General features: G+C 56.1%; 10 protein-coding genes. 1 reads left to right on the forward strand and 9 read right to left on the reverse strand.

The features are described from left to right. Nucleotides 1–4: 4 nt before the first annotated feature. From tpiA to rlmE, 5 genes are all read right to left on the reverse strand, one after another. Nucleotides 5–754 carry a triose-phosphate isomerase gene (gene tpiA, locus GBK02_RS13530; RefSeq protein WP_203469412.1) on the reverse strand — a complete coding sequence of 250 codons (750 nt, stop codon included), beginning with the start codon at nt 752–754 and terminating at the stop codon, nt 5–7. Between the two features lie 83 nt (nt 755–837). After that, nucleotides 838–2,190: a phosphoglucosamine mutase gene (glmM, locus tag GBK02_RS13535; protein WP_203469413.1), complete on the reverse strand. Its 1,353-nt coding sequence runs from the start codon at nt 2,188–2,190 to the stop codon at nt 838–840. Continuing rightward, the gene (gene folP / locus GBK02_RS13540; RefSeq protein WP_203467154.1) at nt 2,183–3,022 is read right to left on the reverse strand and encodes a dihydropteroate synthase; all 840 of its coding nucleotides are present in this window, start codon (nt 3,020–3,022) and stop codon (nt 2,183–2,185) included. The genes glmM and folP overlap by 8 nt, the downstream gene beginning before the upstream one ends. Nucleotides 3,023–3,078: 56 nt before the next feature. After that, the gene (gene ftsH / locus GBK02_RS13545) at nt 3,079–4,962 is read right to left on the reverse strand and encodes an ATP-dependent zinc metalloprotease FtsH (protein WP_203467155.1); all 1,884 of its coding nucleotides are present in this window, start codon (nt 4,960–4,962) and stop codon (nt 3,079–3,081) included. 55 nt (nt 4,963–5,017) lie between these two features. Beyond that, nucleotides 5,018–5,635 carry a 23S rRNA (uridine(2552)-2'-O)-methyltransferase RlmE gene (gene rlmE / locus GBK02_RS13550; protein ID WP_203467156.1) on the reverse strand — a complete coding sequence of 206 codons (618 nt, stop codon included), beginning with the start codon at nt 5,633–5,635 and terminating at the stop codon, nt 5,018–5,020. A 32-nt stretch (nt 5,636–5,667) separates the two neighbouring features. Between rlmE and GBK02_RS13555 the strand changes: the two genes are divergently transcribed. Next, complete coding sequence (locus GBK02_RS13555; protein WP_203467157.1) at nt 5,668–6,030, forward strand: YhbY family RNA-binding protein; 363 nt, start codon at nt 5,668–5,670, stop codon at nt 6,028–6,030. Here the strand turns inward: GBK02_RS13555 and GBK02_RS13560 are convergent, their stop codons facing one another. The 4 genes from GBK02_RS13560 to carA form a co-directional block, all read right to left on the reverse strand. Continuing rightward, nucleotides 6,031–6,492: a DUF4149 domain-containing protein gene (locus GBK02_RS13560; RefSeq protein ID WP_203467158.1), complete on the reverse strand. Its 462-nt coding sequence runs from the start codon at nt 6,490–6,492 to the stop codon at nt 6,031–6,033. A gap of 36 nt (nt 6,493–6,528) precedes the next feature. After that, the gene (gene greA / locus GBK02_RS13565; RefSeq protein ID WP_203467159.1) at nt 6,529–7,005 is read right to left on the reverse strand and encodes a transcription elongation factor GreA; all 477 of its coding nucleotides are present in this window, start codon (nt 7,003–7,005) and stop codon (nt 6,529–6,531) included. 66 nt (nt 7,006–7,071) lie between these two features. Beyond that, nucleotides 7,072–10,278: a carbamoyl-phosphate synthase large subunit gene (gene carB / locus GBK02_RS13570; RefSeq protein ID WP_203467160.1), complete on the reverse strand. Its 3,207-nt coding sequence runs from the start codon at nt 10,276–10,278 to the stop codon at nt 7,072–7,074. A 15-nt stretch (nt 10,279–10,293) separates the two neighbouring features. Continuing rightward, complete coding sequence (gene carA / locus GBK02_RS13575) at nt 10,294–11,442, reverse strand: glutamine-hydrolyzing carbamoyl-phosphate synthase small subunit (protein WP_203469414.1); 1,149 nt, start codon at nt 11,440–11,442, stop codon at nt 10,294–10,296. Between the last annotated feature and the right edge of the window lie 70 nt (nt 11,443–11,512).

Here is an 11,512-nt window from a genome sequence, read left to right on the forward strand (position 1 = left end):
CCTATCAATTCGCCGCTTGGCAAATCGCCAGAAAATCGTCCGCAACCAGCGCAGCTCCACCGATCAAACCACCATCAATGTCCAACTGCGCAAACAAATCTTTTGCATTACCAGACTTCACACTCCCCCCATAAAGAATGCGAAGCTTTTCAGCCACTACCCCATCAAACCCGGCCACAAACGCCCGGATTGCTGCATGCACCTCCTGAGCCTGCAAAGGAGAGGCCGTAACCCCCGTACCTATCGCCCAGACCGGCTCATAAGCAACAATCGCCCCCCTCAGAGCAGAAGCCCCCGAACGCTCAAGCACCGCCGCCAACTGACGAGAAACCACTACCGTAGTCTGACCAGACTCGCGCTCAGCTAAAGTTTCGCCAACACACAAGATTGGAACAAGACCCGCCTCCTGCGCTGCAAAAAACTTATCAGCAACAACAGCATCTGACTCGGCAAACAAACTGCGTCGCTCAGAGTGGCCAACCAGCACGTAGCGGCAACCAAACTCCATGAGCATTGAGGCTGAAACTTCGCCCGTAAACGCGCCCAGCGGATACTGACTGACCGACTGAGCCCCCCAGGCAACAGAAGACCCACCAAGCAGCTGCTGAACCTGCGAAAGATAGGGATAAGGTACGCACACAGCAACATCGCACGCACCACCCACCACCTCATGCTTTATGCGCTCAAGCAGTGCCGCATTTTGCTGGATGCTGCCATGCATTTTCCAGTTACCGGCGACAAACTTTTTACGCATAAGCCCGCTTATTTTGATTGGCAAAAACCTTTGGATTATAGCGACAGCACGTTGGCACGGCAATATCCATGTCCATGAGCACGCTAGTGCGCTGCCCGCCGGACTATCTCAGCCAGCTTCTCGGCAGCGGACTGGACCAACACAGCATCATCGCCCTCCACCATCACTCTCAGCAAAGGCTCGGTCCCTGATGCACGAAGCAAAACCCTTCCTCGCCCTGAAATCTCAGACTCAACCATCGCTAAACCAGCCATGATTTCAGGATCTTCCTTCCATGAAAACCCTTTGCTGACTGGCACATTGATCAATTTTTGCGGATAGAGACTCAATCCGCCAAGCAGTGATTTCAAATCCTCACCTGACTGCCGCATGGCGGCGAGAACCTGCAATGCAGCAACCAGCCCATCCCCTGTACTATGACGATCAAGGACGAGGATATGCCCCGAATTCTCACCGCCGAACAACCAGCCTTTTGTGTTGAGCATTTCAACCACATACCGATCGCCCACCGCAGCTCGCGCAAACGGAATATTCATTTTTCCCAAGGCGTGCTCGAGCGCCAGATTGGTCATTAGCGTTCCAACCACACCATCAACCTGGCCCTGACGCGCACGGCCTCGGACGATGGCGTAAAGCAATTGATCACCATCGTAGAGGTTACCTTCCGCATCGACCATCTGGATTCGATCCGCATCACCATCCAGCGCGACCCCCAGATCCGCCCGGTTCGCAAGAACAGCATCACACAGGGCACGAGGCGCAGTCGCTCCGAAACCATCATTGATATTTAGGCCATTGGGCTGAGCGCCAATTGCAACAACCTCTGCACCCAACTCATGAAAAACGCTGGGCGCCGTGTGATAGGCAGCACCGTGCGCGCAATCAACCACAATTTTCAGACCGCGCAAATCCAGGTCGTTTGGGAAGGTGCTTTTACAGAACTCAATATACCTGCCGCGCGCATCATCAATGCGGGTAGCCCGCCCCAACTCAGCAGCCGGCACGCACACCATCGGCTGGTCGATACCCGCCTCGATGGCAGACTCAACCTCATCAGGCAGCTTGGTGCCCTGTGCCGAAAAGAACTTAATCCCGTTGTCGTAATACGGATTATGAGATGCCGAGATAACAATCCCGGCCTGCAGCCGAAGAGCGCGCGTCAGATAAGCCACGGCCGGCGTCGGAATCGGCCCAACCAGACAGACATCAACACCCGCCGCAGAAAATCCGGCCTCCAACGCCGACTCAAGCATATACCCCGACAGACGGGTATCTTTACCGATCAGCACGGATGGGCGCTCACCAGCTGGCATTTTGCGACTTTCCATCAACACCTTGCCGGCTGCATAACCAAGCCGCATGACAAAATCCGGCGTGATTGGCGCCTGACCAACACGGCCACGCACGCCGTCAGTACCAAAATATTTTCTACTCATCATCAAGCTCCCGTTCAATTGCCAACCAGACAGCCAAGGCATCCCTGGTTGCGCCAACATCATGCACACGCAATATTTTCGCACCTTTTTGAGCAGCAAGAAGTGCAGCAGCCACACTGGCAACCTGCCGTCCCTCAACCGGACGACCGGTTATCTGCCCAAGCATCGTCTTACGTGAAATTCCCGCCAAGACAGGAAAACCTGCGGGGACTGCCGCGGTCAACTGACGAAAAAGCTGCAAATTATGCGTCAGCGCTTTGCCAAATCCGAAACCAGGGTCAAGAACCAGTCGCCGATCATCAACACCCACCGCCCGACAGGCTTTAATTCGCTGCGCGAGAAAATCATGCACCTCACGCACAACATCGCCATAGACCGGCGCTGACTGCATCGTGCCTGGCGCGCCCTGCATGTGCATCAGGCAAATTGCACACTCACTCCCGGCAACCGCCTCCAGAGCCCCCGGATGGGACAAGCCAGCGATATCATTGATCATCGAAGCCCCCAGCGCCAAGGCTGAACGCATCACGGCAGGCTTGTAGGTATCCACCGACACAGGAACCCCCCAAGCTGTCACTTCCTTCAAGAGGGGAACGAGACGCGCCAACTCATCCGCTTCAGATGCTGGAATCGCACCCGGGCGCGAAGACTCGGCACCGATATCGAGAATATCCGCCCCTGCTTCCAGTTGCGCACGGGCATGCAAAATTGCCCGATCGACATCGCCCGCCAGACCATCACCGGAAAAAGAATCCGGCGTTACATTAACAATCCCCATGACTTTGGGAACAGTCAGATCAAGCTGATAAGAACCACATTGAAGAATTGACATAGCAAGAAACGAAAAAGCCGGGAACAGGCTCCCGGCTTGTTGATGAATCAGCCTGATCAGGCCGGCGCAGCAGCACTCGGCTCGGCGTCATGTGAGTCATCGGGCTTCGAGGCACGCGATGTACTCTGGTTCGGCTTCGGCGCGCGCGGTGGCTTGCCTTCCATGATGTCGTTGATCTGCTCGGCATCGATGGTTTCCCATTCAAGCAGCGCCTTGGTCATCGCCTCCACCTTGTCGCGATTTTCTTCAAGGACTTTCCGGGCCAACGCATACTGCTCGTCAATAATCCGGCGAATTTCGGCATCAACCTGCTGCATGGTCGCTTCCGAAACACTCTTGTGGGTCGTGACCGAACGTCCGAGGAAAACCTCACCTTCGTTTTCGCCATACACCATCGGGCCCAGCGCATCCGACATGCCATAGCGGGTGACCATATCGCGTGCCATCGAGGTTGCACGCTCGAAATCGTTGGAAGCCCCCGTCGTCATCTGGTTCATGAACAACTCTTCGGCAATGCGGCCACCAAAGAGAACGGCAATGCGACTCATCAGATAGACACGATCATACGCATAGCGATCCTGCTCGGGCAGTTGCATGGTCAAGCCGAGCGCACGACCACGTGGGATGATCGTCACTTTGTGAACAGGGTCGGATTTAGGCATGATCTTGGCAACCACGGCATGACCAGACTCGTGGTAAGCCGTGTTCATCTTTTCTTCTTCGGACATCACCATGCTGCGGCGCTCACTGCCCATCATGATCTTGTCCTTCGCCATTTCGAAGTCGTCCATATCAACCAGACGCTTGTTACGGCGAGCAGCAAACAAGGCTGCCTCATTAACCAGATTTGCCAGGTCTGCCCCCGAAAAACCGGGCGTACCACGAGCAATCACATCCGCTTTGACATCACCGGCAATTGGCACCTTGCGCATGTGAACCTTGAGAATTTCTTCACGGCCGCGAATATCCGGCAAGGGAACGACAACCTGACGGTCGAAACGACCCGGACGAAGCAGCGCCGGGTCCAGAATGTCAGGACGATTGGTCGCAGCGATCACGATGATCCCGGAGTGACCTTCAAAACCATCCATTTCAACAAGCAACTGATTGAGCGTTTGCTCGCGCTCGTCATTACCACCGCCGACGCCCGCACCACGATGACGGCCAACCGCATCGATTTCATCGATGAAGATAATACACGGCGCGTGCTTCTTGGCGTTTTCGAACATGTCGCGAACACGAGCCGCACCGACGCCAACGAACATTTCAACGAAATCGGAACCGGAGATACTGAAGAAAGGCACTTTTGCCTCACCGGCAATCGCCTTGGCAAGCAAGGTTTTACCCGTACCCGGGTTGCCGACCATCAGCACCCCCTTGGGAATCCGGCCGCCCAACTTCTGGAACTTCGACGGGTCACGCAGAAAATCAACGATTTCCTGAACTTCTTCCTTAGCCTCATCACAACCGGCAACGTCAACAAATGTGATGACATTCTGAGCCTCGTCCGTCATCCGGGCGCGCGACTTGCCAAAGGAGAATGCTCCACCCTTTCCGCCACCCTGCATCTGACGCATGAAGAATACCCAGACGCCGATCAACAACAGCATCGGGAACCAGCTGACAAACAGATTCATCAGGAAAGACGGCTCTTCTTCTGGCTTGGCTTCAATTTTCACGCCGCTCTTGAGCAGATCGGAAACCAGCCACAAATCAGGCGGCGCATACGACGTGATGCGCTTGCCCTCAGTCGTCGTCGCTTTGAGCGTACGTCCTTCCATAACAACCTTGGAGATGCGCCCCTGCTTCACCTCTTCGATGAATTGCGAATATTCGACGGAACCGGTCGCAACCTGACGGCTGTTGAACTGGTTGAAAACCGTCATCAGTACAAGACCGATAACCAGCCAGACTGCGAGGTTTTTGAACATGTTGTTCAAGCTTGCTCTCCTTCTACGGCGCCGAGCGACAAAAACGCCATTCTATACACAACTGTCAGCGCAACACACGACCGAGCAAATAAAGCTCAGCGCTTCGGTCACGCGAAGCATCGGGTTTACGTACAACAACCGTTTTGAAAACCTCACGCATGGCCCGGAGGAAATTCTCATAATCGGAGCCTTGGAATACTTTGACCAGAAAAGCACCCTCCGGTTTCAAGTGTGCCTTGCAAAACTCCAGACCCAACTCAGCCAAGTACATTACCCGAGCCTGGTCGACCAAAGGCACTCCTGACATATTGGGGGCCATATCCGACATTACAAGCCCCACAGTCCGGCCATCGAGTTTTTCTTCAAGTTGATGCAGTACCTCATCCTCCCGAAAATCGCCCTGGATGAAGTCGACACCGTGAATGGGCTCCATTTCCAGCAAATCAAGGGCAAAGACCATGCCTCCGCCGCCAACTCGCTTGGCAGCCACTTGCGACCAGCCCCCGGGCGTCGCCCCCAAGTCCACGACGACCTCGCCTCTTGCCAGAAGTTTGTCCTTATCGTCGATTTCCATCAACTTGAAAGCGGCACGTGAACGCCAGCCTTCCTTGCGCGCGAGTTGCACATAGGTATCATTAATGTGTTCACGCATCCATGCTTTACTGGTTCTGGTTCTTTTCATTCGGTAAAATGCCGCTTTTGAAAGGTTTACACATGCTGCAATTATCTTCCGATGCACGTCGCGAACTACGCGCCCGGGCCCACAGCCTAAATCCCGTTGTCTCGATTGCCGAAAACGGCCTGACAGAGGCTGTTCTCAAGGAAATCGAAGTCTGTTTGGCGGCACACGAACTGATCAAGATTCGTGTCTATGGCGACAGCCGAGAAAACCGCCTTGCCTACTACGAGCAAATCTGCGCCAACCTCGGCGCCGCCCCTGTCCAGCACATCGGCAAGCTGCTGATTGTGTACCGCCCCGCCCCGGCAGGCACGCCTGCGGTCAACAAGCCCGGCAGCACAAAATCGCGTCGTCCCGCCTCCGAACCGCGCAAAACCAAGCGCGCTTTCCAGGGCTGATTACTTCAGCCCTCGCCCACTCCAGATAACAACCCACAGGCCCAGCATACTCTGCACCAGGTAGAGAATGCTGGAAATGCCATGCCAAGCCGCAAAACGGTCACGCAATACCGTCTCCATCACTTCGCGCGGCCAGGCATCCGCCTTGAGTTGCGCCATCAAAGGCTGGATACCGAACTGACTGGCTGCCGTCAGCAGCATCATCACCAGAATCAGCCAGAACATGGCTGACCGGAAGGCACGCACGCCACCCCGAACAACAAGAAAAATCAGCAGATAAGCGGCACAACCCAAACCCACCCAGCCAATCAGGGCAAACATTTTTCCAGCCAGCAAACCGGCCAGTTGGCGGTCGGCCAGACTGGCAAAGAGAACCGGGGCAACCATATAACCGATTGACCACATGCCACCTATCCACAAGGTCAGGCACGAGAGATACAAAGCGTCGGAAAATTTACGCACAGCAGACCTGCAAGGCTGTTTTCAGTCCGGAAATCCTTATTCGTACCGAACGTCAATAATTTCGTATTCGCGCAAACCACCCGGCGCCTGCACTTGCGCAACGTCACCGGCATACTTGCCAATCAAGGCACGGGCCATCGGTGATGCAACCGACAATTTGCCCGATTTGATATCCGCCTCATCCTCACCAACGATCTGGTAGGTCACAGATTCGCCGGAGTCCTGATCTTCAATATCGACCGTCGCACCAAAAACGCAGCGACCATCGGCATCGAGGACTTTCGGATCAATGATCTGTGCATTCGAGAGCTTTCCTTCAACCTCCTGAATGCGCCCTTCAACGAACCCCTGGCGCTCCTTGGCGGCATCGTATTCGGCATTTTCAGACAAATCGCCATGCGATCGTGCCTCGGCAATGGCGGCAATCACGCTGGGTCGTTCGATCGTTTTCAAACGATGCAACTCTTCCCTGAGCTTTTCGGCACCTGCCACGGTCAACGGGACTTTACTCATAATTTTTCCAGCAAAAGGAAAACCGCCGGCGCCCCAGTCGGGCTACCCGGCGGTTCTCAGGTTCTCTTAGTGAAGTTGCTCGTGCAGCGCCTGAATCGGGTAAACAACCAGCTCACCACTGTTGCGAATGCCTTCTGCCGCAGCTTCTGCACCCCAGATCGTGGTGTACATGGTGACCCGTGCCTGCAGACCGGAAGTCCGGATCGAGCGCGAATCGTTGATCGCCAGGCGTTTTTCCTCAACCGTGTTGATGATCAGCGCAATTTCATTGTTCTTGATCATGTCGACGATGTGCGGACGACCTTCGGTCACCTTGTTGGCTACCTGAACCGGCAGACCAGCTGCTTCGATGGCGTGTGCCGTACCGCGCGTGGCAACCAGCTGGAAGCCGGCCTCATGCAGGTGACGTGCAACATCGACAGCCTTGACCTTGTCACTGTCCTTGACCGACAGGAAAGCCTTGCCGGACGAAGGCAGCTTGACGCTGGCAGCCAGTTGCGACTTGACGAAAGCTTCGGCAAAGGTCACGCCGACACCCATGACTTCGCCGGTCGACTTCATTTCCGGACCCAAAATGGTATCGACGCCCGGGAACTTGACGAACGGGAAGACGGCTTCCTTGACCGAAAAATACGGTGGGATGACTTCCTTCGTCACGCCCTGGTCCTTCAGGCTGCGACCCGACATGCAGCGTGCAGCAATCTTGGCCAGTTGCAGACCGGTGGCCTTGGAAACAAAAGGTACGGTACGCGAAGCACGCGGATTCACTTCCAGGACGTAAACCTCTTCATCCTTGATCGCGAACTGCACGTTCATCAAGCCGCAAACATTCAGTGCCTTGGCCATCAGCTTGGTCTGACGACGCAGTTCGGCCTGGACTTCGGCGCCGAGCGAATACGGCGGCAGCGAACATGCCGAGTCACCGGAGTGCACGCCAGCCTGTTCGATATGCTCCATGACGCCGCCGATGATGACTTCGTCACCATCCGACAGGGCATCAACGTCGCACTCGACGGCATCGTTCAGGAAGCGGTCGAGCAGCACCGGCGAATCATGGGAAACCTTGACGGCCTCACGCATGTAACGCTCGAGATCCTTCTGCTCATGCACGATTTCCATGGCCCGGCCGCCCAGCACGTAAGACGGACGAACAACCAGCGGATAGCCGATTTCAGCCGCCAGACGCAGCGCATCCTCTTCGGTGCGGGCTGTGCGGTTCGGCGGCTGCTTGAGACCCAGCTCATGCAGCAATTTCTGGAAACGTTCGCGATCTTCAGCAACGTCAATCGATTCCGGCGAGGTACCGATGATCGGCACACCGTTGGCTTCAAGCGCCAGTGCGAGCTTCAACGGCGTCTGACCACCGTACTGGACGATGACGCCAACCGGCTTTTCGATAGCAACAACTTCCAGCACATCTTCCAGCGTCAGCGGCTCGAAATACAGACGATCCGACGTGTCATAGTCAGTCGACACGGTTTCCGGATTGCAGTTAACCATGATCGTTTCGTAACCGTCTTCACGCATCGCCATCGCGGCATGCACGCAGCAGTAATCGAATTCGATACCCTGGCCGATACGGTTCGGACCACCGCCCAGCACCATGATCTTCTTCTTGTCGGTCGGATTCGCCTCGCACTCATCCTCATAGGTCGAGTACATGTAGGCGGTGTTGGTCGAGAACTCGGCAGCGCAGGTGTCGACACGCTTGTACACCGGGCGCACGCCCAGTTCGTGACGACGCTTGCGGAAGTCGGATTCATTCGTCTTCAGCAAATAAGCCAGACGACGGTCGGAGAAGCCTTTTTTCTTGAGGAAACGCAGCTCTTCCGCGGTCAACGACGAAAATTCGCGTTTTTCGACTTCCAGTTCCAGATCAACGATTTCCTTGATCTGAACAAGGAACCACGGGTCGATCTTGGTCAGATCGAAAACCTTCTCGACCGACATACCGACGCCGAAGGCATCCGCGACATACCACAAGCGATCCGGGGTCGGCCGGGCCAGCTGTTCGTCGATGGTTTCCGGATCGACCGACTTCAGGTTGAAACCGTCAACGCCGACTTCCAGGCCACGCAGGGCTTTCTGCAGCGACTCCTGGAAAGTGCGGCCCATGGCCATCACTTCGCCCACGGACTTCATTTGCGTGGTCAGCGTATTGTCGGCCTGCGGGAATTTTTCGAAGGCAAAACGCGGCACCTTGGTAACCACATAATCGATCGATGGTTCGAACGAAGCCGGCGTCTTGCCGCCCGTAATATCGTTGGTCAATTCATCCAGGGTGTAACCGACGGACAGCTTGGCGGCAATCTTGGCGATCGGAAAACCGGTCGCTTTGGAGGCCAGGGCCGACGAACGCGAAACGCGCGGGTTCATTTCGATGACGATGCAGCGACCATCCTTCGGATTGATCGAGAACTGCACGTTCGAACCACCGGTATCAACACCAATCTCGCGCAGCACGGCGATCGAGGCATTGCGCAGCAGCTGATATTCCTTGTCGGTCAGCGTCTGGGCCGGCGCAACAGTAATCGAATCACCCGTGTGCACGCCCATCGGATCGAGATTTTCGATCGAACAGACGATGATGCAGTTGTCCGCCTTGTCGCGGACGACTTCCATCTCGTACTCCTTCCAGCCGAGCAGCGATTCTTCGATCAGCAGCTCGTTGGTCGGCGAAGCTTCAAGACCGCGCTTGCAGATGGTCTCGAACTCTTCCATGTTGTAGGCGATACCGCCGCCCGTGCCGCCCAGCGTGAAGGACGGGCGAATAATGGTCGGGAAGCCGATCATCGCCTGCACCTGGTAAGCCTCTTCCATACTGTGCGCAGTGGCCGAGCGAGCCGAACCGAGACCGATCTTGGTCATCGCGTCCTTGAACTTCTGGCGGTCCTCGGCCTTGTCGATGGCTTCCTTGGAAGCACCGATCAGTTCGACGTTGAACTTGGCCAGCACGCCTTCGCGATCAAGGTCGAGCGCGCAATTCAGCGCGGTCTGGCCACCCATCGTCGGCAGCAGCGCGTCCGGGCGTTCCTTTTCGATGATCTTGGCAACAACTTGCCAGGTGATCGGCTCGATGTAGGTGACATCGGCCATTTCCGGGTCGGTCATGATCGTCGCCGGGTTGGAGTTCACCAGGATGACTTTGTAACCCTCTTCGCGCAGCGCCTTGCAGGCTTGTGCGCCGGAGTAGTCGAATTCGCAGGCCTGACCGATGATGATCGGGCCGGCACCAATAATCAAAACACTTTTTATGTCTGTACGTTTCGGCATTTCTTTACTCTCGCCTTATTGCGCGTTGTTCAGCGCCGCAACGCCACGCGTCATGGCATCGAGGAAGCGGTCAAACAGGTAAGCGACATCGTGCGGCCCCGGGCTGGCTTCCGGGTGTCCCTGGAAAGAGAAGGCCGGCACATCGGTCCGAGCGATGCCTTGCAGGGAACCGTCGAACAGCGAAACGTGCGTGGCGCGCAGGTTTTTCGGCAGGGAATCAGCGTCGACCGCGAAACCGTGGTTCTGGCTGGTAATCAGCACCTGGCCGGTATCCATGTCCTTAACCGGATGGTTGGCACCGTGGTGACCGAACTTCATCTTCAGCGTCTTGGCGCCAGAAGCCAGGGCCAGCAACTGGTGGCCGAGGCAGATGCCAAATGTCGGCACACCGCGGTCGAGGAATTCACGAATCGCGGTCACGGCATAGTCGCAAGGCTCCGGATCACCCGGACCATTCGACAGGAACACACCATCCGGCTTCATGGCCAGCACATCGGCGGCCGACGTCTGGGCCGGCACGACGGTGAGCTTTACACCGCGCTCGGCAAGCATGCGCAGGATATTGCGTTTGACGCCAAAGTCATAGGCAACGACGTGGAAGCGCGGCGCCGGACCGGCGTTGTAGCCAGTCAGCGTCCATTCGCCTTCAGTCCATTCGTAGCTTTCCTTGACGGAAACCACTTTGGCCAGATCCATGCCAGCCAGCCCCGGGAAAGCCCGAGCCATCGACAAAGCCTTTGCCTCATCGACTTCACCCGCCAAAATGCAGCCGGCCTGAGCACCCTTTTCGCGCAGGATACGAGTCAGCTTGCGCGTATCGATACCGGCAATGGCAACAATGCCGTGCTTCTTTAGATAAGACGAAAGATCGTCCTGCATTCGCCAATTCGATGCGCGCGGCGGTAGGTCACGAATGACCAGACCAGCTGCGTAATTGGCCGCTGATTCAAAATCTTCCGCATTGCAACCGGTATTACCGATATGCGGGTAGGTCAATGTAACGATCTGGCGGCTATAGGATGGATCGGTGAGGATTTCCTGATAGCCGGACATGGCGGTATTGAACACCACCTCGCCACTGGTGACACCATCTGCGCCGATGGATTGGCCCTTGAAAACCGTTCCGTCGGCGAGGGCGAGAATGGCGGGGGTAAATGAGGGCAGCAATGACACGACCGGCTCTCCTAGTATTTTCTGCTTATTCATGTGCCAAGCGGGAAGGCTTGCGCCTCCC

Source organism: Dechloromonas sp. TW-R-39-2 (genome assembly GCF_016864195.1).
In the GTDB taxonomy this organism is placed as follows: Bacteria; Pseudomonadota; Gammaproteobacteria; order Burkholderiales; family Rhodocyclaceae; genus Azonexus.